Source organism: Dyadobacter chenwenxiniae (genome assembly GCF_022869785.1).
Classification (GTDB): Bacteria; Bacteroidota; Bacteroidia; order Cytophagales; family Spirosomataceae; genus Dyadobacter; species Dyadobacter chenwenxiniae.
In genome coordinates this window covers 5,051,930-5,075,773 of the sequence record NZ_CP094997.1, presented here as the reverse complement: position 1 = coordinate 5,075,773, position 23,844 = coordinate 5,051,930, and the positions used below count along the sequence as shown (strand labels likewise).

The following is a 23,844-nucleotide window of genomic DNA, read 5'->3' as shown; positions in this document are numbered from 1 at the left end:
TTGTTACAACCCATTCAAATTAAACATTGTTATGAAATTTATAAAAAGTAAAATACTGTTACTCGCCGCAGTAGGATTTCTCTCCTCTTGCGAAAAGGAAGCATTCGTGGACATTAACAAAAACCCCGATGCGCTTACCGAAATACCGCCTCAGAATCAGTTCTTGCAGGCAACCAACAGCATTCACAGCCAGGATTTCGAGGCATATTATGATAATTACCGTCGGATTATGCCCTGGATGCAGTACAATACGCCGCAAACTGGTAACCAAGGGTCATTCACGCAGAATTACAGTAATTTTGCCAACCGTTACGGACGTCTTTATAACGGAATCGGCGACAGGTTATATGATGTTGAACAACTGGTTGCGAAGCTTGATGCTGCTGAACAGCCCCGCTACAATCAGATGATCCAGATTTCCAGAATTTTGAGAGCTTATTATGCTTTCTACGTTTCGGACATTTACGGAAGCATTCCTTATGCAGAAGCTTTTCAAGGCCGTTACGGCGGAACGCTTCAGCCGAAATATGATACGCAGCAAGAGCTTTTTGCGAGACTGGATAGCGAAATCAAAGCGGCTGTAACTGCATTGAAAGCGACTCCGGCTGCTGCTCAGAACTCACTGGGCAATTATGATCAATATTATAAAGGCGATCCTTTAAAATGGATTAAAGCAGCAAATGCATTGCGTTTGAGAATGGCTTTACGCGTTCAAAAAGCGGATGCAGCAGCAGGGAATGCCATTATAACAGATGTTTTGGCGCAGCCAGCAACAGATTTGATGAGCAGCAATGCAGATGCATGGGTGTTTATTGGAAATGCTACTTTCACAGGGCCGGCAGATGGTGGTAACTGGAACACAGAAGGTCTTCGGGCTCCTAAGCCAATGGTTGATTTCATGTGGACGAAAATGGATCCACGTCTTGATGTTTTCTTCACGCCTAACCAATATTCTCAGGCGAATATTGACTTGCTGATCGCTGACAAGAAGCTTCCGGCAGGAACAAAGGAAGGCAGACGTTATGTAGGAAGCTTTACAAGCCCGGATGATGCCAGACTTACAGTAAATGTTCAGAAATACTATACGCCTAAGCTGATTACGTCCAATAAGCAAACTGTGGATACATTGTCGTTCATTCAGCCCCGTTTATTTAATACAGGAAGAGCTGATGCGGCGGGAAATGCAGGAACGGGGCAATCCTATCTTCCGGTGATCACTTATGCTGAGTATTGCTTCATGCGTGCCGAAATTGCTTTGAAAGCAACAGGTGCAGCAGCTGCAAAAACCTGGTATGAAGCGGGTGTGAAAAGCTCTTTGGATTGGTATAATGAAGTGGGACAGAAATCACAGTTGACCAACTACACGCCAATGACAGCAGCCGAAATTACTACTTATATGGCACAGCCAGATATCGCATTCAATCCAGCAAAAGCAATGGATCAAATTGGCAGCCAAAGCTATCTGAACTTTATGAAGCAGCCACAGGAAGGCTGGGCATTGTACAAACGTACAGGCTATCCCAACGCGACAACTGTTGTTCCTTTGCCAAGAGTTACATATCTGAATGTTCCATTGACAATTCCACGTCGTGCACCGATTACACTGCCAGCGCAATCTGACCCAAACTACGCGAACAAAAAGGCAGCATATGACGCTATGGCAGCATTGCCAGGTTTCGGTGACCTGACCAGCGCAGCGGGCCGCGTTTGGTGGGACAAACCTTGATTTTATATTTTTAGATTTAGTTATAAGCAGAAAGAGGCGGGCCGCTTGGCCTGCCTCTTTTTTTGTGATGGTTGTCCGATAGACAGCTATTCCAGCTTCATATTGATTAAACAGCCAATTGCCTGCGTCTTGGTTTGCATAAGCGGATTGCCGTTCAATGTTGCTTCAATCGCATTTCTCAGATACAACTCAGTTGCTTTTGGCCGGCTTTTGCCCAATGCGTAAAACCAATTGTCAATTGCTCCCTGGTAAACGGTTATGCCGTTTGCATCAAGCAAAACGACTTCGGGCATTACGGTCGCTTTGTAGCGTTTTGCTTTTCGCATCTCAGGGTCAGTAAAGCCGGGGAATGTTGCATTGTATTTTTTCAAAAACGCCTTTATGTCCTTGTCCGCAATGGTTTCCATTGGAAAATAAGCTTCGAAAATTACTCCCTTGCCACTATAATCGGCGTGAATGCTTTTAATCTCCTTCATATACGCATTCGTAACCGGGCATTCGGGATCCAGGAAAAGGATCACTTTTAATGTTTCCGCCTGGAAGGTTTCACGCACAGATTTACTTGCTGTGTTTTCAATAAAAAACACATTTAAAGCCAGTAACAGCAAACAGATCTTTCGCCACATTTCCATCCCGATTATCCGTTTTGCAATAATTTTTCCAATGCTGCTGTAACCTTATCGTATCCAAAAGCAGCAACTTCGTGCCTCATGCGTTCTTGAATTTCAGCCGTTTGCAAATTACCAATGCTTCCTTCATGCGTATGTTTGAGCTCACGGGGAGCCACGTAACTTCCATCGCCAATTTCCGCGCCAACTTGCCGGTAAGCGTCCCGGAAGGGAACGCCATTGATCACTAATTCATTCACACGCTCGACGCTGAAAAGCAGATCATATTTAGCATCTTCCAGCAAATTTTGCTTCACTTTCATGTTTTCCAGCATAAAAGCTGCAATGTCCAGACAGTCCAGAATTTCGTCAAAAGCAGGCATCAAAATCTCTTTTAACAACTGCATATCCCGGTGGTAACCAGACGGCAGATTGCTCAAAACCATTGTCACTTCCATCGGAAGCGCCTTCATCCGGTTTGTTTTGGCGCGTAACAGCTCGGCCACGTCCGGGTTTTTCTTGTGCGGCATAATGCTGCTTCCTGTTGTGAGGTCATCGGGCAAGACAATGAAGCTGAAATTCTGGCTGTTGTAAAGGCAAACGTCCATGGCTAACCGGGAAACGGTTGCTGCCAACGATGAAATTGCGGTTAATGCCGCCTGTTCCGTGCGACCGCGGCTCATTTGCGCATACACAACATTGTGATGCATGCCCTCAAAGCCTAGTAATGTTGTTGTCAATGTTCTGTTTAAAGGAAAAGAAGAGCCATAACCCGCGCCGGAGCCCAGTGGGTTGCGGTTAGCAAGTCGGTAAGCAGCATTTAATTGGATCACATCATCAATTAACCCTTCCGCATAAGCGCCAAACCAAAGGCCAAATGACGAAGGCATAGCAATCTGCAAGTGTGTGTAACCAGGCAAAAGGTCATTTTTATGTTCTTCCGAACGTCTAGCCAGCACGTCGAAGAGCTTTTCGGTAGCTTTCACGACATCGAACAAGCGTGCGCGGGTGTATAACTTCATATCCACCAGCACCTGGTCGTTGCGTGAGCGGCCGCTATGGATTTTCTTGCCGGTATCGCCCAGCTTACGGGTCAGTTGCAATTCCACTTGTGAATGCACGTCTTCCACGCCTTCTTCAATCAGGAATTCGCCTTGTTGGACCTGGGAATATATGAGTTTGAGCTCCTGTTCCAGCGCAGTCAGGTCCTCAGAAGTTAAAAGTCCAATGGATGCCAGCATTTTCGCATGCGCCAGATTGCCCAGGACATCATATTCCGCCAGATTAAGATCCATTTCCCGGTCGCGGCCGACAGTGAATTTTTCGATTTTTTCAGAAGTAACCGTATTTTCTTTTTGCCAGAGTTTCAATGCACTTGTAAATTGAAGTAGAAGATGATATTGACATCACAAATTTACAAGCAAAAGGGGAGAAACCGTCATTTGAAAATGACGGGGATGCTTATGTGATGTGACCGACGTTCCTTTGTTCCGTCTAATGGATATTAAACCAATATTCAGGATGAGTTGGACAATTGAAAATGACGGGGATGCTTTCTGTGTGACCGAGGTTACCGATTACCGCCTAATGGATATTTCAATTATCAATATTCATTATGAGTTGGACGAGAGTTTGGGTTCATATGGTTTTTGCAACCAAGTATAGGCAACCGTTTTTAAATGATTTAATCAGGAAAAAGGTCTTTGCGCACATGTATGAGAACGCTTGGGAGAAAGACATTTTTCTGGACGTTGTAAATGGATATACAGATCATGCGCATTGCCTGGTCGCTTTGGCAAGAGAACAGACAATCAGCAAGGTCGCACAACTGATAAAGGGCGAGTCGTCTTACTGGATTAATAAAAATAAATTAACCACCCGAAAATTTATGTGGCAGGATGATTATTGGGCAGTCAGCGTAAGTGAGCGGCATGTTGAACGGGTTAGGAATTATATTAAAAATCAGGAAGAGCACCACCGAAGAAAATCGTTCAAGCAAGAAAATGAAAAATTCATGAAAAAATACGGATGGGAGCCAGCCAAACCGCAATCACCCTCTAGCCGTTCACCCTCTAGCCGTTCACTTAAGTGAACGGACATTAAAAAGGGGATTTTTTTCTATTTTTGAGCCAAATTTATTAAATACGCTCAAATGAAAACTACCGACCGTTATCTGCAACGCGGTGTCTCGGCTTCCAAAGAAGATGTGCATAAGGCCATTGAAAAGATAGATAAAGGGCTTTTTCCAAAGGCTTTCTGCAAAATTGTGCCGGATACGCTGGCGGGTGACCCGGAATATTGCACCATAATGCATGCCGACGGCGCAGGAACGAAAACATCTCTGGCTTATTTGTATTGGAAAGAAACAGGCGATATTTCGGTTTGGAAAGGCATCGCGCAGGACGCGATTGTAATGAACACAGACGACCTTTTGTGCGTGGGTGCAACGGGTCCAATGCTCTATTCGTCAACCATTGACCGGAATAAAAACCGGATTCCGGGAGAAGTTATTGCAGAAGTGATCAATGGTGCTGAGGAAGTTTTAGATATGCTGCGCAGCTATGGCGTCGAGATTTACAGCACCGGTGGCGAAACAGCGGACGTCGGTGATCTGGTAAGGACGGTGACTGTGAACAGCACGGTCATTGCAAGGATGAAGCGCTCGGAAGTGGTGGACAATGCAAACATTGCAGCGGGTGATGTAATCGTTGGACTGGCATCCTGCGGACAAGCAACATATGAGCAGATTTACAATGGCGGCATGGGCAGCAATGGCCTTACTTCTGCCCGCCATGACGTTTTAGGGAAATATCTCGCAGAAAAATATCCCGAAAGCTTCGATCCGGAAGTGAATGAGGATTTGATTTATAGCGGAACAAAGAAATTAACAGATCCTGTTGAAGGGACGCCCCTGAATGTTGGCCAGCTGGTGCTCTCGCCCACGAGGACTTATGCGCCGGTGGCCAAGGCATTGCTGGACGAAATGCGCTCTGAAATTCACGGCATGGTGCATTGCAGCGGAGGCGCGCAGACAAAAATTCTACATTTTGTTGATAACCTTCACATTATCAAAGATAACCTGCTTCCCGTGCCACCTTTGTTCAAAATGATCCAGGAAGAAAGTAAAACCGACTGGCAGGAAATGTATAAAGTGTTCAATATGGGGCACAGACTGGAAATTTACCTTTCTCCACAACATGCACAAAGAGTCATCGACATTTCGAAATCCTTCGGCATCGACGCGCAGATAGTAGGCAGGGTCGAGGCATCGGATACCAAAAAACTAACCATTTTAAGCGAATTCGGAACGTTTTATTATAGTTGATCATCGTTCATAAAAATAGAGAAGGCCGTCTGATTTCATTATCAGACGGCCTTCATCGTTTAAGCGTAAATGTGTTTGAGTAAGGCATGAATATTGTAGTATTAATGTCATTGAATATAGAATTACTACTAAACATCTATTCGGCTTATGAAAAACTTCGACTTTGATCTCTTTTCAAAAATCTGCCTGGTTTCTCTCAGCATGCTTTTTAACGCAGGACAGGCACTGTCTCAGGCTCCCGACGTGGCCATTGATACGCAGAAACCGTTTATTACAGGGCTTACGGCTGCGATGCAGCTCGTGCACGCAGGCGATGGCTCCAACCGTATTTTCGTTGCCGAAAGAGGCGGCATAATCAAAGTTTTTGCACCCGGTTCATTAGGAACGCCCATTACCTTTTTGAATATGAATCAAAATGGTCAGGTTGTGCTCACCGACAATGAGGATGGTTTGCTTAGCATTGCTTTTCATCCGAACTTTAAAACGAACGGGTATTTTTATGCCTATTATTCTAATTTGCTGGGCGACCTGGTTATAGCCCGATATACGGCCGCCAATCCCGCTGGTAACAGCACAGTCAATCCTAACACCGGTTTAGAAATTATAAAGATTCCGCATCCCATTAACGCCAATCACAATGGGGGAGAAATGCATTTTGGTGCCGATGGTTTCCTGTATTTGTCGATCGGTGACGGCGGTGGCGGTAATGACCCCAACCAGAACGCAAAAAATCCGAATGTCCTGCTGGGTAAAATCTTACGTATAGATGTTAATGTTCCCGATACAAATCCTGTTAAATATGCAATTCCGGCAGGCAACCCTTATAATAACCCGGTTTATGCATTGGGATTAAGAAATCCATTCCGGTGGAGCTTTGACAGGCTTAACGGCGATATCTGGATCGGCGATGTAGGGCAGGGAGCCAGGGAGGAGATTAATCATCGAACTGCTGCACAATTAAATAACGCCAACTTCGGCTGGCGATGTTTTGAAGGCGATATCCCAACACCGGGCGTTGACCGGACCGGCTGTGATGCTGCGGGGCCATATGTTGATCCGGCTTATGCCTATGCAATCGGCGCCAGGGGCAGGTCAGTAGTAGGCGGTGTGGTGTATCGGGGCACACGATCCCCGCAGATGTATGGCTGGTATATCGGAACAGATTATTTCTCCGGGGACATCCATAAAATATCATCAGATGAAGCCGTGAAAAGCTATGAGACGTCTACCGTAACAGGAATTACGGACATTGGCGAAGATCAAAACGGTGAAATTTACGCAGTGACCGGCACTACTATATACCGCATTATTTCGGATTCGCAATTACCTGTCACACTGGTTGATTTTACAGGAGCATATGGAAATGAGGGTGTAAAGTTATCATGGACCACATCAAGTGAAGAGGATTTCAGGGAATTCGAAGTAGAGCAAAGTTTCAATGCAGTCCAATTCGATAAAGTAGGAACAGTGAACGGTGAAAATGCTACATCAGGCTCTCAATACACGTTTTCTCATGCGGTCAATTTAAACAGTGACCTCTATTACAGGCTGAAAATGATTGACAAAGATGACAGTTTCGAATATTCAAAGATCATTGTCGTAAAGTCAGAGGACGCAATGTCTGGAAACTTCGTTAGGCCATCACTTATCAGCGGCGGCACAATAGACTTGGAAATCAACGAACCTTTCAATAAGATAGAACTCATCAGCACATCCGGAAAAGTCTTCATGTCCCAGGAAATCTCCGGCAAAAACGGGTCGTTCAGCATTCCATTGCGGGAGACAAGCACGGGTATTTACATCGTACGGTTGACGGGTAGGAATAAGATAATACAACAGAAGGTTTTAGTGATGCGGTGATGGAGCCGCGGCATTTTTTACCGGCAAAAAATTGAATCCCACCACTCATTCAACAAAATGTTAAGAGGTTAATACAAATCTGAAAATTGGGACAAACTGAGCTACTAGCGCTGCAGTGAGTAACAGATTTGCAAACATTTTAACATTAAGTAGAATGAGGAAAAAATACTTAAGCACCACTTTCCTAATATTGTTGGTGGCGTGCAGTCCCATGCTATATTATCAATTTAAAGGGGCAGATTCGCCGGATAAGTCCGCATCGCTGGAAAGGAAACTCGCTGGTGTCACTGCAAAACGAGCGACGTTGCCCGAAAACGGAAATGTGTCCGACAGTGAGGTTGCAACGATTTACAGTAGTATTGCTGCACGGGAATACAATGTGTCAAAAGATCCGGTTACGGGCGTTCCTCAAAGTCCGAATAGAAGACAAAATTTAAGAGCTTATTTCAAACCAGGAACATTTGCCATCAAAAACCGTGTCGATTCCGCCGGTCACAATTTCGAGCTGACACTCAAAATGAATGGTGTCTACGCAGATAACAAAAGACTGCCCCTTTCTAAAAGTGACACTGCAACTATTATTTCTGAAAACAAGATTCAATTAAAGCAAGGCATCTTAACCGAAGAATATGTCAATAGTGAAGCTGGCGTAAGGCAGAACTTTATTGTACAGCAAGCACCAACTGGCACGAAGCAGCTGGAAATACGAATGGCGGCTGAGGGGTTGAAAGTAAGGGACTTGACTGGCAACAGATTACAGTTTTTCACAGAAGGGACGAAAGATGATTATAATGTAAAGCTCACTTATGATGGCTTAAAGTGCTGGGACGCAAAGGGCAAAGATTTACCAGCAACATTATCTTATGAAAATGGTTTGGTACAAATTGCTGTAAACACCGCAGCCGCAGCTTACCCGGTTACCATCGATCCGATTGTTACGAGTGGAAATCCGGGCAATGCCGATGCGTTGCTGTCAGGCAATCAAGAAGGAGCACAGGCAGGCAGTTCGGTAGCAAGCGCGGGAGATGTGAATGGAGATGGATATAGCGATGTAATAGTGGGCGCTCCGACATTTGATTCAAACAAACCCAACCAGGGAGCATTCTTTATTTATTTTGGTTCATCACTTGGTTTAAATCCGAATGCAGGAATAACAGTAATGGGCGACAATGCCATTGGTAACGCCTTTTTCGGCAGTGCTCTATCCGGAGCAGGCGACGTGAATGGGGACGGTTTTAGTGACATCATAGTTGGCTCATGGGGATATTCGAACGGACAGACCGATGAAGGGGCCGCGTATATTTACTACGGTTCAGCAGCAGGTATAAACCTTGATGGCTTTAAAATTGAATTAAACGTTGCCACTGCTGATTTTGGCAAATCCGTCGCTACCGCAGGGGACGTAAATAACGATGGATTCAGTGACGTGATAGTCGGTGCGCCGGGATTCAGCAATGGACAAGCGAATGAAGGTGCTGTCTATGTTTTTAGAGGCTCACAGGCTGGTATTTCAGGCGTCGCTACTGACAGAATCGAGTCAAACCAAAGCCTTTCTTACTATGGTTCAGCAGTTGCAAGTGCAGGTGACCAGAATGGAGATGGATACAGTGACATCGTGGTAGGGGCATATAAGTATGATAATATATTCGCTGTTGACCTAGGGGCTGTTTTTGTTTACCGAGGCGCAGCATCCAATGTCCAACAAATGCCCGTTATGACACTTTATGGGTCGCAGGAAAATTCACAATTTGGATATGCCGTAAGCAGTGCCGGTGATTTGAATGGTGATGGTTACAGCGACATTATCGTAGGTGCTCCAAATTATGCAAATGGGCAAAACAGTGAAGGAGCCGTGAGCATTTATCTCGCTTCTGCAGACGGACAGGGAATTCAAAATCAGGCTAACAAGCTGATTGAAGGAGCCTGGGCCGGTGCTGCATTCGGCAAGTCCGTTGCTTGTGCCGGGGATGTGAATGGTGATGGATTCAGCGATGTAATTGTCGGTGAGCCGTACCGAGACAATGGTGCCAGTTTGCAGGAAGGTGGAGCACACGTTTATTTTGGTTCTATTAATGGAAATTTACTAACGAAATCGTTTATTACAAGTGGACAGGCCGGAGCGCAATTGGGAGCCTCGGTAGCCAGCGCTGGTGATGTGAATGGCGATGGATTCAGTGATATTATTGTTGGTGCGCCTTCATACAACAAAGCAACAAACGACGATGGCATTGCTCTTGTATTCCACGGTTCGGCCGCTGGCGTCGAAACCAATTTCAGCACGCAGATTATCACGAACCAGGCAGAAGCAGAACTTGGTTATTCGGTTTCAGGTGCCGGTGACGTTAATGGCGACGGTTTTGATGATGTGATTGTTGGCGCTCCTTTTTATGATAATGGTGCCAACAACGAAGGTGTTGCTTTTGTATATATGTCGGATGATAATGGTGTGAATTTGAGCACAGGTCTTTTAATATCAAGAGGCCAAGCGCTAGCAAATTTCGGCAGTTCCGTAAGTAGTGCGGGCGACGTAAATGGCGATGGTTTCGATGATGTGGTTATAGGCGCACCACAATATGATTTGCAGGGCTATACCGACTCTGGTGCTGGCTTTATTTACTACGGCTCTGTCCAGGGAATTGCTGCGGCGCCCACGCCTTATATTTTTCTTGCCAAAGCGAATGCGCATGCAGGTATATCGGTAAGCGGTGCAGGTGATTTGAATGCCGATGGTTTTGATGATGTTATTGTTGGTGTTCCATCGTATTCTGATGGTGTAATTATTAATAGGGGAGCAGTAATAATTTCCTATGGCTCAAAAACTGGTATTGAAAGTGGAGATGGGCCTCTTTTAAAAGGAAATCAGTCAAGTAGCGAGTTTGGCAGCGCCGTGGCCTCTGCAGGAGATGTAAATGGAGACGGGTATGACGATGTTATTGTCGGGTCGTATAAATTTAATAATAATCCTAATAATCAATACGAGGGTGCTGCGTTTGTGTATTATGGTGGTCTGTACGGCTTGGGAACTTCAGGGGTTATACTAGACCTGAATAAATCTCAGGCTTTGACAGGATGGGATGTAGCAGGCGCCGGTGATATAAACGGCGATGGCTTTGCTGACGTTGTCGTTGGCGCAAAGGATTACAGTAATGGTGAGGCTGGTGAAGGCGCGGTTTCGATATTTTATGGTTCGCAAAGTGGGATCAAATACCTAGCTCCAACAATCATCGAAAGTAATCAAGCCGATGCATTTATGGGCTCGTCCGTTGGTTCGGCAGATGTAAATGGAGATGGTTACACTGACGTTCTTATCGGAGCAAGTTCATATACATTTAGTCAGGGTAATGAAGGCGTTGTACTTGTGTACCATGGATCTGAAAATGGGATTGTTGCAGATGCGGTAGCGATGATTAAAGGCAATCAGACTAATGCCCAAATGGGCCATGCTGTCTCATCCGCTGGCGATGTTAATGGTGACGGTTTCGAAGATGTCATTGCCGGAGCTCCCAAGTTTTCCGGGACAACCGGACGCGCATTTATGTATCATGGTAATGGCGACGGAATTAGTGTTAATGATGACCGCGCGATTAGAGGAAATATTCACTTGTATAACAGCGACCTGAGTACAAACATTAACAAAGACAATTTGGGCAAGGACGATTTTGGCCTTGGCTTGTATGCAAAATCGTTCCTGGGTAGGAACAAAGGCAAATTGGTTTGGGAGACAATCGGGCAGGGAGAAAGCTTTTCACATGCCAGCCCAATTACAAACAGCACACAGTTTACCGGGCAGGGTAATCTGATCGATCTGCCAACGACTGAAATTGAATTGAAAAGTCTGATTGCTAAGACAGATTTTTTAAATAAAGTAAGAGCTCGTGTAAAATATAGTCCAGTGCTGGCCATTACAGGCCAATTGTACGGCCCCTGGCGTTACACCAATTCCATCCTTGCAGACCCCAGCATATTGCCCGTTGAACTGGTCAGTTTTGATGCAAAAGCGATTGAAAAACATGTGGACCTGGCCTGGGAAACGGCGAGTGAAGTCAATAGCGATCACTTCGAACTGCAAAGGAGCAATGACGGGAAGAAATGGGAAGAATTTGGCAAAATATATTCCAATGGTGACAGCAAAAAGAGAAATTCATACCATTTCACAGATCTAAACCCACAAACCGGCCTGAATTACTATCGGCTTAAAATGGTGGATAAGGATGAGACATTTGCATATAGCTCCATCAGGTCGGTGAATTTAGCAGGCAGATCGACAAGCCTCTATCCAAATCCGGTTTTGAACACATTGAATATTGATTCCGAAAACTTGGACACCGAGGTTAGGATTTACGATGTTTCCGGCAAAGAAGTTTTGTATCAGCAAGACGTAAAAGGAATACGAACTATTAATGTGAGTTCACTCATTCCCGGAAATTATTTAGTTAAACTTAAAAACAAGTCTTACCATATCATTAAAAAATAAGTGCGATTGTTAAAGCAAAGGCCCGGTTTCATTGCAAACCGGGCCTTTGCTTTTTTAAACTTTCACTGCAATCACAATGCCCGTCGCCCAAACTTGTTTTGTTAAAACCAAATCTGTTCTTTGTTCCAGGTCTTCGATCAGTTTGATGGCTTTTAGATCGTGTCCTTCGGGCCAGTTAGGCTGGGGAAGCATGTCGTCGATGATGTAGTAGCCACCTTTATTCAGCATTTCGAGCACTTCGTCGAGCATCAGATATTTGCCGTGCCAGGTGTCGGCGAAAATGTAGTCATATTTTTGTGTACGGTTGGTTTCTACCCAAGTTCCGCCATCGGTTAATGTCAATGTAAGCCGCGGATCGCCGCCCAAATGCTCCCGGGCAATGGCCAGAAATTCGGCTTCGTTATCGATCGAAACCAATGTTGAATCCTTGTCCATTCCGTCCAGGATCCAGGCTGTGGACAGTCCGGTGCCCGTTCCGAGTTCCAGAAATTTGCCTCCTGGCTTGGAAGCCGCAAGTGTTTTCAGCAGCGAACAAGTCTGAATATCAGAGGCCATGGTAAAACCTGACGCCTTCGTGGCTGCGTCAATGGCAGTGTAGGCTTTGGGTAAAGGATGATGAATGTCCGGATTCATTTGTATGGGGTTTATTTCAATGTGTCAAACTTAAGAACTAAATGTTATGAAAATGATAACATGCGCCGAAATCTATGTAACGTATATTGGCATGGTTTTTATTGATTTATTGACATCTAAACATCTATGAAATATGCGTTGGCAAGATTTACGAAGAAGCGGAAATGTGGAAGACCGCCGGGGAATGTCCGGAGGCGGTAAAGTTGCGATCGGCGGGATCGGGATGATTATCGTTTTGGCAATTGGCTTGTTGACAGGCCAGGACCCGGGAGAAATCCTGGGTAACCTTCAGGGGACGGAAACTTCCCAGTCGGCACAAACACGTCCACCCGGACCGCGCCCGGACGACAAAACGGCGGATTTCGTTTCAGCTGTGCTAGGCAGCACGGAGGAAGTCTGGGCCGAAATTTACAAAGCCAATGACGCACAGTATGAAATGCCGAAGCTTCAAATATTTGAAGATGCAACCCAAAGCGCTTGCGGAGGTGCATCGTCCGCAATGGGGCCATTTTACTGTCCCGCAGATCAAAAAGTATACATTGATCTTGACTTTTGTAATGAACTGCGCGACAGGTTTAAAGCGCCTGGGGATTTCGCCGTCGCATATGTGGTTGCACATGAAGTGGGGCATCACGTGCAAAATTTGATGGGAATCTCTAACCAATTGCAGGAACAGCGCGGAAGGATCAGTAAAGAAGAATATAACAAGCTGTCGGTAAAACTGGAATTGCAGGCCGATTTCCTGGCGGGCGTTTGGGCTAACCACGCGCAGCAAATGGATAACATTTTGGAGCCGGGTGATCTGGAAGCAGCATTAACCGCCGCTAACGCCATTGGTGATGACAAGCTTCAAAAGGAATCGCAAGGCTATGTGGTGCCGGATGCATTTACGCACGGAAGCTCGCAACAAAGAATGTATTGGTTCAAAAAAGGCTTTGAAACGGGTGATCTGAATCAAGGAAAATACGAGGACATTAAATAAATTGTTATTTACATCCGCACTGAATCTGAGTTGGATAATCACGGATTATCCAACTCATTTTGTTTTAACAAACTGCTGTGTTGTATTCCCAAATCGGCAGAGATATAAGCCAGGCGAAAGATTGCTTACGTTCAAGCTTGTTTCGTTTGTGGTTGCGTTGACTTTATCTACAACACGACCCATCAAATCGATGATTAAAATTTGCCCTTTGAAATCAAGCGTGTTTACCAAAAGTATATTTGTGACCGGATTAGGATATAGTTTTGAAGTTTCCTGAATTGGATGTTGAACAAATATGATTGAAGAATGGTCAAATTTTCCATCCCAATCCAATTGTTTCAATCTGTAATAATTTTTACCATGCAAAGGCTCCGAATCTATAAAACGATACGATTTATTTTCATTAGAAGTCGTGCCATTTCCTTCAACATAACCGATCCTTTTGAAATTTCTTCCGTCAATACTCCTCTCTATCTCAAACCCTTTATTATTTGTTTCAGAAGAAGTTTCCCATGTCAATTTTGAATGGCCATTTTGAGTTTCTCCTTTAAATGATACAAGCGTAACCGGAAGGGTGCCGTTTTCCAGAATTCTGGACGCATATATTCCCGGAGCGTATTCCCTGTCATCCAGCCAACTTGCAATAGCTCCGCCGTCGTAGTTGCTAATAATTCTCATGGAATGACCATTTCTCCTATTCGTTGCAAAAGGTATTGGATTCCACAAGCGCTTACCTGAACTCGATATCCTGTCCATCCGTACACCTGTCCCATACGTGTCATAATTATACAGTATTATAGCGCCACCCTGGCCGTCACGTACAATTTTAGGAAGGCCGATATTACCTTTCTGCAGAGAAACATTCACCCCGTTTACTGCCCAAAGAGCATCTCCGGCAGCATTGATGCGTTGTGCAAAAATACTGTAATTCGAAGCTCCATCTCCAAATCTTCCGTCTTGCCAGGTAATGATAGCACCTCCGTTATCATCACTCACAAGCTCCGGATCCCTGTGTCCTACAGGCGCGTTACAAATAATAGTTGCATTTGGCTTTGCAAGTGTTCCGTTTCCTAAAAGATGCTGTGCGAAAACTCTGGTCACAGAAGATTGGTTCATAGTATGATACCAGGTCAGGAAAATACCTCCAAGGCCATCACTTATGAACTTTGGTTGCACGGCGTAATATGTAGGAGATACAACCTGGACGCCACCGGAAGGCCATACCGGAGTTCCGGTGACATTTATCCGTTGGGCAAAAACGAAGTTTTGATGAATATCGATGCCCCTCTGAGACCAGGTTACGATAAAACCGCCGCTTTCATCAGCAATTAACTGATGTAGCATATGGAATTTTGAAGAGGAAGTTACCACATTGCCGTTCGCCGGCCAAAAGGTCGTTCCTGAGGAATTAACGTGTTGTGCATAAACGCTGCCGTCAACGTTCCTCTGATCGTACCAGGCTATGAATGCTCCTCCTTGATTGTCGCTTACTATCACGGGCATGAATTGCCCATTGTCCGCGTCACTGATTACAATTCCATCTTTCTTCCATTGAACTTCGCCAATCGCATTGATGCGTTGTGCGTAAATATCACCGGTCGGAATGTGAACCCACGGACCACTATAATCTCTTTCATCAGTCCAGGTAATGATCGCTCCGCCATCGCCGTCAACAGCTAATTGTAAACCACTTACACTTTGATGATCTCCAACCGTTGCAGTACAAATAGGCACCCCATTTTTTTGCCATTTTATGATTCCATTCTTATCAATCCGTTGCGCATAAATATGTAAAGTTTCGTCTCGTTGATCGATCCAGGCGATAATGGCACCGCCGTCCCCATCGCTGATCATCTCAGGATCCCATTGATTGATGGCGCCCTCGTGCAGTGGTGTCGCACAAATTAAGTTGTTTACATCGTACCGCGTGCTCCATTGTCCGAAGCAGTTTGCGCAGACTAAAAGTGTCAATAAAAGTGTAGAGATCTTCTTCATTTTTTCCAAAATTTTAATGTGCGAATATGAATTGTAAAATGGCCGGTTTTCGTCCATTTGCAAATGGTGACTTGAAGAAGGCTGAGTATGAATGCTGGTGAATCCAAAGATTCAGGAACGGAGACTATCGGATGAAGTGCCGGAATCAATTATGCAAAACTGACAATGGGTCTGTATGCACTCAGTGACATTTCAATATGAACAAATGTAAATAAAACTTTATTTGAATGTACTTTCATTAGATAAAAATGATGAATAATATTCTTCCGCAATACGTATATATATGCCCGCTTTTTGCGTTGGAACTTATTGGAAATCCAATTTCGTTACCGTCTCATAGCAAGTCATTTAGTGAAGATCAATGAAAAATTAAAACTATTTGGTTTTCATTGGCCTATGAGCGTGTTTACGAGAATAGTAAACCTTTTTTAAAGTCAGTTATGCAGTTTCGCAGCCCCGGGCCATTTTTCATTATACTCACATTGTTGAGTGCGCACGCCATGTGCCAATCACTAAAACCCGGGCTCGAAGGCATGTCGCCTTCCAAATGGCTGACAATCCGCCGCACGCAGGCCCCTGGCAAAACGTATCGTTTCAACAGCACGGACACCAAAAGATTTACACAAGAAGAATATTTCATGCGTGCATGGGTCCCGCTTGTACACAGCAAAAAAGTCGCAGTGCTGCTCGGCCCTAATTACCGCGCGGAACAACTGGAATTCAAAAGCTCGGGTGAAAATCCCGTAAGCCACATGGAAGGCTGGAATTTGCGCACTTTTGCTCTGGACCTTAATTCGATTGTAAAGCTTGACAGCAGCTCGTGGTTTATTTTTACTTCACAGATTAATAAAAGCGGCGATTTCGGCAGATTGTTATGGAAGGAAATTCCTATGAATTATACATTGTCGGCTTCCTTTTTGCGCAGGAAAAGTGTAAATAAGGAAGTGGGCCTGGGCGTGATGATGAATAAAAGTTTCAAGATAACCGTGCTCCCGGTTTTCATCTTTAACTACAATTTTTCAAACAATGCAGGACTTGAAATGATTCTTCCCAAAAAGATCGCTTTCAGGAAAAATCTAACGCCTTCTGATATCATTTATTTCAAATCTGAGGCTGTAAGCCGGACCTATTATCTTAACCAACTTAACAGCGATGCGCTTGGCGTTTGCCGTCGTGTCGATATTGATATGGGCATGTCCTACAACCGGAAAATCGGTAATTATGCGGGTGTTGAAATATTCGCAGGCTATCGGAAAAATGTGTCTAACCGGTTAATTGAAGGCGCAGTTCCTGTCCGGACCTCCGGTTTTGCGGGCACAATTGAACTGTATGTCCAGCCTCCCAAATTCAAAAAGAAGCATTAAGCAATGTATTTTTCAGAAATGTTAGCAGCGCTTATTTCCTCAGCGTTTGCTGAATCTCAATTACTATTCACCTCATTTTCATTTCCATTTGTATTGAGGCTGCGCTGTTTCAGTGGAATGTGGATCCTTATTATTAAGTAAATTGCAGTTTATTTTATCTTGATTTTGCACTTTATTTAAGAAAGTAAATGATTTATCCTGCGCCAATTTTACTCCAATTTGGAATGTTTAGTTAATCCGAATTTTTTAAAGAAATTTTAATTATTAATTTCGCCCGGAATAACTGCTAATATTAATACAAAATTTATGAAAGCGAAATCAATAAAGTTTTTTTCACCCCAGGAGAATCTTCCTAAAAGTGAATCGGTAAAATCGAAGCCAAAGCCAGCGGGCTATATTTCTGCAACTGGAAAAATTGTTCTTCCCGTTGCAGCACTTGAAGAATTAGGAATCGAAGCGGACACCACACGATTCAAAATTGGAACTGATCAGGGAAAAAGAAAAATCAATACAGTTTACCTGATCCCGTCTGCCGACGAAGCGAATACATTTGCATTGGTTAAAAGTGGCAGAGGATATGTGATTCCGCTGGCCCTTATCCTGAAACAAGGCGGCGTTGCATTTGACACAACGAAATATACATTTACCGCAACTCCATTTAATTACGAAGATGGTGTTGTTGGTTATGAATTGGCTCTGGAAAGCACTGAACCCAAGCCAGCTTACACAGGCAAGCCACGCGGACGGAAGCCAAAAGCTGTTCAGCAAGCGGACTGAGGGATTAAACCTTAACAGTTCGGTAGAATAAAAAGCGGTTAATAAACATTCGTTTATTAACCGCTTTTTTAATGTTGTTTGATAAAATCAGGGCCAATAATTATTGCAAGCCAGTAATGCTTCTGAAAATCATTTTCAATTAAAATTAACAAGCACGCTCACCTGTTTTTATCAAAATTAATACTCTTCAAACACCGGCTGAATGTGGCAGCGGTGGTTCCGAGATAAGTTGCAATATAATGGTCCGGAATGCGCCGGAATAATGATGAAGGCTGATTCACATAATGTTCAATGCGCTGCTCCACAGATAAATATTTAAAAACTTTTACGCGGTCCGTGAAATTAATCAGGTGTTGTTCAAGTAATTTAACAGCTAGTCCAGCCATATAAGCATCTTCTTCCACAAGTTTGCGATAGGCGTCATACCCTATGGCATACACGGTAGTGTCTTCCAGCGTTTCCAGCACTTCGTTTGATAATTTTTGCAGCAAAAAACTTTCTGCAATGCAAACAATGTCGCCATCTGCAACGAGCAGCGAAGTAATGTCTTCCGATCCACGCAAATAATAAGTGCGCATCACACCCTTTTCAATTAAGTAAAGGTTATGGCTAACCTGCCCCAGGTCAACCAGAATTCTGCCTTTGGGAATCATAAACCGCTTCAAATTTTTTGTAAAGCGCTCCTTCACCTCTCCGGAGATCATGAATTGCGACGCTTCCAGTATGCGGTCTAATGGCTTAATTTCTCCCGGGGTTTTCATCAAAATCTTGTTGTAGAACAACATGTTTCTATGTCGCAGGACAAGATATAAATTAATATCATTCAAGTTACTTTGATTAGGACAAAAAGGCTGATCCTGTTTACCATTTTCATTACTTAAATAACCTGACCATGAGAGCGCTGATTTTACAAATTGTTTTGCTAGGTTCCACAATTATTCCGTGCATTGCACAGGATAAAGGAAAAAGTGAGCTTACGATTAGTTTCGGTTTTATGCCAGCGGAAGATGTCGCCGCCGAATTTTTAACAATTTTCTTTTTAGCACTAGCTGGTCGGTTTCCCGAAGGAAAGCTGAATGATAATGCATTTGCTTTGGCATACAAATATCACGTTTCAGAAAGATTTTCATTAGGCGCGAGTGGGGCGTACAACGCGTCCGCCCAGGAAACCAGGTTTTTTAAATGGTATGATAACGAACCGCGTCCAAAAACATTAGCCATCGCCGCCGAATCAAACTTCTTTTATCTGAAAAGGCCAAAAATCAATTTGTATTCGTCTATGAGCGCAGGTTTTTTTGGTTCCTGGAAAAATGAATATAATGGCATTTCCAATACATCCTTTATTTCACCAACGTTGCATTATTCGCCTGTCGGCATACGGGTTGGCAGGGATACCGGGGGTTTTGTAGAATTGGGGTATGGCTTTAAAGGTTTGGTTAGTGGCGGCCTGAGTATCAGATTTTAGCTACTAAAATGTTTTTTTTGAGCGACCCAACCTGCGGGGCATTCATTGCAGTTTATTTTATTGACAGGTCACGAACCACTTGTCATTCACATTTAACTGCAAAGTCATGAAAACAGAGAAGCTCATTATTTTGGCCATTTTTCTTGTACTGATTCAGCTCGCCGCATGCGAGCGAAGCAAGCTCAATGATCCGGAACCGGGTTCCTTACGACAAAGTGCTGATTCGCTTGGTCATTTTCCGGGAGATTCTATCCCTGGTGACAGCATTCCGGGTGATACCATTTCACCTCCCGACACTTTGAATGGCGGAACCGACACCTTGTCTCATCCCGACACTTTGACCATACAACCCATCAAAGCAGGCGATGAATTTTTCATCACACCCGCTATTTTGCAGGATTCTCTGGCCTATCTCAAGCTGAATGTGGTTACCAGAGAGAAATACAACTGCCTGAACAACTATATTTCTTATAGTGCAATGAACAATTTTGGGACGATCGACATTAATTTTAATTTAGTGTTGGGAGGCATTGTTTGTCAACCCGGAAAAACGCCGTCGACAGCAACTATTTATCTGGATAGAAACAGCATTAACCCAGATTCCACTTATCAAATTCATGTAAAGGCCAGCGGTAAAAATTATCAGGGCACGCTCAAAAAGTCGGGAGCGGGCTACGAAATCAACTGGCCTTACGACAAGGGAGTGATTTTTACGAAAAAGTCCATATAGTTTAGCAAAGCGATTAAAGATTCCGGCCGTCAGGACTTTGGGTTCTGACGGTTGTCAACATTCCGCATTGGAGAATTTGAAAGAAATATTGATGGGTTGCAGGCGTCAGGAGCGTCAGGCCCAGGAAAAGCTGTATCGCCAGTTTTATCCTGTGCTTTTTGCTTTATGCCGAAAATTTTTTGACGATAAACATGAGATCCTGACCGCCGTTAATAATGGCATGTTAAAGGTTTTCAAAAATATAGACCAATTTGATGAGCAAAAAGGAGAGTTTTTTAATTGGCTTTACACAACAGTCCGGAATGCGGCGTTAACACAGCTCCGGGACAGCAAGACGCAACATTTTGATTATGAAGAAATCGATGATTATATGGGTTTCGAGTCAGATGAAAATCCATTTGACAAGCTCGATGCTGCCGACATTATCGTTTACTTATCCGCGTTACCCGTGGCCACGCGCAGGGTGTTCGGTTTGTTTTATCTGGATGGTTTTAGCATTAAGGAAATTGCAGAATCATTGGATATTTCGGATGGCACGGTCAAATGGCATTTGAGCGAAGGCCGAAAAAGGCTGAAAGTAATTTTTGAAAAGATCTTTTAATGTGAAACACAAAAACAAAAATATCGACAAATTTTTCTCCGCGAAGCTGCCGGACCCGGAAGTTCCGGCCGGCGAGGCCTGGGGAAAAATGAACGATATGTTCAACCCGCAAGTGCCGACCGGAAATGCGGGCAATGTATTTAATGCGATTTCAACCAGCGCGGTGAAACTGGTTTCGGGCTTAACATTGCTTGGACTTACCGTTTCAGGAGTGGTTTTGTTTTTGAATAACGATAATGCCAAAAGTGATTTAGCTCAAAATAAAAACACTATCAACACACCAAAGGCAACTCCCGAAATAGAAAATAAAAGAGACACGCTTGCTTACAACGATTTATTAACCAACAGGACTGAAAGTAAAGAGGGAAACATAGGGGAAGAGGCCGCGAGCAAAGAAGAATTTGTAAATAAAGAGGTGTTTTCGGATAAGCAGACATTTCCGAACATTGAAGCGTCTGACCATGAAGAAGCATTGGTAATTGAAAATGCATCCGTAAACAAAGAAGCCGCTGGGCGTAAGCGCGCATCTGCAAATAGGAAAGCATTTGTGCAGGAAGAAATAGCTCGAAATAGTCAGGGGAATGCCAGCAAAACATTGGATAAAAGGAGAGGAGCTTCTGAAAGCATTGCTAACCCGGAAAATTCAGGCGCGGTTTCCAACATTGGACGTGTAAGGTCAAATGGTGTGGAAAGCCAGGAAGAAAAATCTAGAAACGGAGCGGCAGGCACCGACAATGCTGTCACCAACGCAAATAACGCAAAGCAGGCAGCCGTAACGTCGCTCTCATCGTTGCCGTTTAAAGTACATGCCTTTAATCCTGATCTTTCTAAAAAGATTAAGGCAAATCGGGAACGGAATGTCAGCATGGTAAAAAATGCTCCGAAAGAAGTTGTGGGCAATGCTTTTGAAGTCGGACTTGAATGGAATGTGAATGCGCCATTTAAACGGACGGACTTTCTTTTTAATAGCATTGATAGTGTCAATAAGCCAGTGTCGCTGCTTATTCCAGGGATTTGGGTCACAAAATCATTCGGGCAAAAGCATTCGTTGACGCTTACCATGCAGGCCCGCCAGCCATACTTTGGCAATAACAAACGGTTAGCGCAGGTCACAGACACGATTCCGGGAGTAGATTCGGCGCATTGGTATCGCAATACGGATCTGATAAAAACGATTGGCTTCAATGCGGCCTTGCAATATCATTATCAGGTTGTTAAGGGGTTGTCTGTTGGGGCTGGCATCGGATACAGCCGGACTTCCGGCGCATTGATGCGGGTGCAAATGTACAATCGGCATGACATGCCGCTGGAAGGAGAATACGTTTCGTTGAAAGGCGCGAAGGAGCTTAATACGCTTCTAAATACGGATATTTTCTATTTTAGAGCAGGACTTGCTTACAAAATCGGCCGTTTTCAGACAGGAATTAATATTTTAGCGCCACTCAGCAACATTTCGGGTTCTCCTCAATATTCCATACGCGAGATGAACGGACAGTTTTTTCTGAGGTTTCGTGTCTGGTAATACTATTTATGGGTTTTAAAATCAGAAATTATACAAATGAAGATGCTCCGGAGCTTAGGCGCATCTTTCTGGAAGCAAGACAGAAAGCCTTTTTATGGGCCGACTCCGCTGAATTTGATCTGGCTGATTTTGATTTGGTAACGCGGGACGAAACGATTTTGGTAGCCACTGAAAACGAATCCCCCATTGGTTTCATCGCCTGGTGGCCGCCGGAAAACTTTATCCACTCGCTTTTTATCGATCCTTCCTTTGCAGGAAAAGGTGCGGGCAAGTTATTGTTGAATGCTTGTCTTCTTGAACTGGGCAGGCCTGCGCGTCTGAAATGTTTGCAGGCCAATGTGCATGCTTGTGCGTTTTATACAGCCCAGGGATGGGAAATTTCGGGTGCCGGCGAATCAGAAGAAGGCGACTATTATGTGCTAACCTTCTACTGACCGGCGATCTAAGAATTATTCTACTTTTTGGGTGATGTTACTTCGAGGGTCTGGATGATTTTGTATCCGATAAAAAGCATCAAAATGACTAACCCTGCTTCAATTAAACCTGCTAGTTGTAAGAATATGTTTTCCATGGCGTTGTGATTTTTTACAAAGGAACAGACCGTGGAAAAATGCAACAAATTAATTTGATTCAACGGTCATACAATGAGCCTGCGGTTGGAATGATTATTGTTGGAAGGAAGATAAGGATAACCCCAAATTCTTCTAAAAAATGATTGAAGGTCAGAAGACAAGCTCGCACATTAAAAATTCAGACAATTCGCTAAGCCGCAGGCGCTTTTTTTACCATTCCGGTGCGGCCATCTTTACAACAACATTGCTATCATCCTGTGAAGGGGTCATAGACGACATTTTTCCGAAAACCGATAAACCCGAAGAGGAAAATGCCCCCGACAGGGACAAGACACTCGCTTTTTTCGGGGACAGTCTCACAATCGGAGCCGGGGGAACAAAACCTTACGGAAGCGTTGTCGCTGCCGCGTTAGATGGCAGGCCGGTGCTAAGCGACGGCATCGTCGGACAAGTGGCCTCCCGCATTGCGGTGCGGCAAGGCGGGACCCCGCTGACCATTTCCATCGAGGGCGATAAGCTCAATGGCATTAAGCCGGTGAAGATTACCAAATTGAGCAATCAATTTTTATCCACACCAACAAATTACGACGAATACAGCCGAACTGGCTCCATAGGCGGCGTAAGATGCACGATCAGGCGGACGGCCAACGCGGAACTTGGTGAAAATTACACGATTACGCCCGCAACGGTGAGCGTGCTGGACGTTCCGGCGGATTCTGAATTTTTGCTGGACGACGCTTCCCGGCTTAAAACCGCTACCCAAATTTTATGGTATGGGCGCAACAACATTGGCAAGTCGGACGCGGAAGAACAGATTATTGCCGCTTTGGAAAGCTCAATCGCCTACATTACTGCTCCCGCACGCTACATTGTCCTGGGTGTACTGCTGGCACAATCGGAGCGGAAGGGAACGGAGAACTATGATCAGGTTAAGGCGATAAATGAAAGGCTGGCCGCTAAATATGGCAAGTCATTCGTGGAGATGACGCCGCCGACCGACGCCGAGCTGGCTGAAATCAGTTACAACCCATCGTCTGACGATATGACGGATCTTGAAAACCTCAACTTCCCGAGAGGCCTCAGAGCGGACGTAGCCAACGATGAAATCCATTTGAATGATAAGGGTTACCAGATCATCGCCAACCGTGTCATCGCGAAAATTAAAGAACTGAAATACTGAGGGCAGCGACCTCGCAGATATTTAAATCGT

19 protein-coding genes are annotated in these 23,844 nt (G+C 44.4%); 14 read left to right on the top strand and 5 right to left on the bottom strand.

The window, feature by feature from the left end; all coding sequences use genetic code 11:
• Window positions 1-31: 31 nt before the first annotated feature.
• A complete protein-coding gene (locus MUK70_RS21650; protein ID WP_234655104.1) occupies window positions 32-1,726 on the top strand; it encodes a SusD/RagB family nutrient-binding outer membrane lipoprotein in 1,695 nt (564 codons plus the stop codon).
• A gap of 86 nt (window positions 1,727-1,812) precedes the next feature.
• On the opposite strand, the gene MUK70_RS21645 is transcribed toward MUK70_RS21650, so the two are convergent.
• Together MUK70_RS21645 and argH are read right to left on the bottom strand one after the other, a co-directional pair.
• Complete coding sequence (locus MUK70_RS21645; protein ID WP_234655103.1) at window positions 1,813-2,358, bottom strand: thioredoxin domain-containing protein; 546 nt, start codon at window positions 2,356-2,358, stop codon at window positions 1,813-1,815.
• A 5-nt stretch (window positions 2,359-2,363) separates the two neighbouring features.
• Window positions 2,364-3,704 (bottom strand): argininosuccinate lyase, encoded by a 1,341-nt coding sequence (gene argH, locus MUK70_RS21640; RefSeq protein ID WP_234655102.1) that lies wholly within the window; start codon window positions 3,702-3,704, stop codon window positions 2,364-2,366.
• Window positions 3,705-3,949: 245 nt separating this feature from the next.
• Here argH and tnpA point away from each other — a divergent pair, with 245 nt between their 5' ends.
• The 4 genes from tnpA (at window position 3,950) to MUK70_RS21620 (ending at window position 11,993) form a co-directional block, all read left to right on the top strand.
• The gene (gene tnpA / locus MUK70_RS21635; RefSeq protein WP_255716420.1) at window positions 3,950-4,426 is read left to right on the top strand and encodes an IS200/IS605 family transposase; all 477 of its coding nucleotides are present in this window, start codon (window positions 3,950-3,952) and stop codon (window positions 4,424-4,426) included.
• Between the two features lie 60 nt (window positions 4,427-4,486).
• Window positions 4,487-5,659, top strand: a complete 1,173-nt coding sequence (locus MUK70_RS21630; protein WP_234655100.1) for an AIR synthase-related protein — start codon at window positions 4,487-4,489, stop codon at window positions 5,657-5,659.
• A gap of 147 nt (window positions 5,660-5,806) precedes the next feature.
• The gene (locus MUK70_RS21625) at window positions 5,807-7,519 is read left to right on the top strand and encodes a PQQ-dependent sugar dehydrogenase (protein WP_234655099.1); all 1,713 of its coding nucleotides are present in this window, start codon (window positions 5,807-5,809) and stop codon (window positions 7,517-7,519) included.
• Between the two features lie 154 nt (window positions 7,520-7,673).
• On the top strand, window positions 7,674-11,993 hold the full coding sequence (locus tag MUK70_RS21620) for a T9SS type A sorting domain-containing protein (protein ID WP_234655098.1): 4,320 nt from the start codon (window positions 7,674-7,676) through the stop codon (window positions 11,991-11,993).
• Between the two features lie 54 nt (window positions 11,994-12,047).
• On the opposite strand, the gene MUK70_RS21615 is transcribed toward MUK70_RS21620, so the two are convergent.
• Window positions 12,048-12,626, bottom strand: coding sequence for an O-methyltransferase (locus tag MUK70_RS21615; protein ID WP_234655097.1), 579 nt, complete (start codon window positions 12,624-12,626; stop codon window positions 12,048-12,050).
• 133 nt (window positions 12,627-12,759) lie between these two features.
• Here MUK70_RS21615 and ypfJ point away from each other — a divergent pair, with 133 nt between their 5' ends.
• A complete protein-coding gene (ypfJ, locus tag MUK70_RS21610) occupies window positions 12,760-13,608 on the top strand; it encodes a KPN_02809 family neutral zinc metallopeptidase (RefSeq protein ID WP_234655096.1) in 849 nt (282 codons plus the stop codon).
• A 54-nt stretch (window positions 13,609-13,662) separates the two neighbouring features.
• Here ypfJ and MUK70_RS21605 read toward each other — a convergent pair whose 3' ends face one another.
• Window positions 13,663-15,603, bottom strand: coding sequence for a T9SS type A sorting domain-containing protein (locus MUK70_RS21605; protein ID WP_234655095.1), 1,941 nt, complete (start codon window positions 15,601-15,603; stop codon window positions 13,663-13,665).
• Window positions 15,604-16,043: 440 nt separating this feature from the next.
• Here MUK70_RS21605 and MUK70_RS21600 point away from each other — a divergent pair, with 440 nt between their 5' ends.
• Window positions 16,044-16,967, top strand: coding sequence for a hypothetical protein (locus MUK70_RS21600; RefSeq protein ID WP_234655094.1), 924 nt, complete (start codon window positions 16,044-16,046; stop codon window positions 16,965-16,967).
• Between the two features lie 306 nt (window positions 16,968-17,273).
• Window positions 17,274-17,744 carry a hypothetical protein gene (locus MUK70_RS21595; protein ID WP_234655093.1) on the top strand — a complete coding sequence of 157 codons (471 nt, stop codon included), beginning with the start codon at window positions 17,274-17,276 and terminating at the stop codon, window positions 17,742-17,744.
• Between the two features lie 158 nt (window positions 17,745-17,902).
• On the opposite strand, the gene MUK70_RS21590 is transcribed toward MUK70_RS21595, so the two are convergent.
• Complete coding sequence (locus tag MUK70_RS21590) at window positions 17,903-18,505, bottom strand: Crp/Fnr family transcriptional regulator (RefSeq protein WP_234655092.1); 603 nt, start codon at window positions 18,503-18,505, stop codon at window positions 17,903-17,905.
• A 131-nt stretch (window positions 18,506-18,636) separates the two neighbouring features.
• On the opposite strand from MUK70_RS21590, the gene MUK70_RS21585 reads away from it, so the two are divergent.
• From MUK70_RS21585 to MUK70_RS21560, 6 genes are all read left to right on the top strand, one after another.
• Entirely contained in the window at window positions 18,637-19,209 is a 573-nt protein-coding gene (locus tag MUK70_RS21585; RefSeq protein WP_234655091.1) for a hypothetical protein, read from the top strand.
• A gap of 106 nt (window positions 19,210-19,315) precedes the next feature.
• Entirely contained in the window at window positions 19,316-19,939 is a 624-nt protein-coding gene (locus MUK70_RS21580; protein WP_234655090.1) for a hypothetical protein, read from the top strand.
• A 67-nt stretch (window positions 19,940-20,006) separates the two neighbouring features.
• Window positions 20,007-20,540 (top strand): RNA polymerase sigma factor, encoded by a 534-nt coding sequence (locus MUK70_RS21575; protein ID WP_234602957.1) that lies wholly within the window; start codon window positions 20,007-20,009, stop codon window positions 20,538-20,540.
• A gap of 1 nt (window position 20,541) precedes the next feature.
• Window positions 20,542-22,062, top strand: coding sequence for a hypothetical protein (locus MUK70_RS21570; protein WP_234655089.1), 1,521 nt, complete (start codon window positions 20,542-20,544; stop codon window positions 22,060-22,062).
• Window positions 22,063-22,070: 8 nt separating this feature from the next.
• On the top strand, window positions 22,071-22,496 hold the full coding sequence (locus tag MUK70_RS21565; RefSeq protein WP_234655088.1) for a GNAT family N-acetyltransferase: 426 nt from the start codon (window positions 22,071-22,073) through the stop codon (window positions 22,494-22,496).
• 277 nt (window positions 22,497-22,773) lie between these two features.
• Window positions 22,774-23,814, top strand: coding sequence for an SGNH/GDSL hydrolase family protein (locus MUK70_RS21560; RefSeq protein WP_234655087.1), 1,041 nt, complete (start codon window positions 22,774-22,776; stop codon window positions 23,812-23,814).
• The last annotated feature ends 30 nt before the right edge of the window (window positions 23,815-23,844 follow it).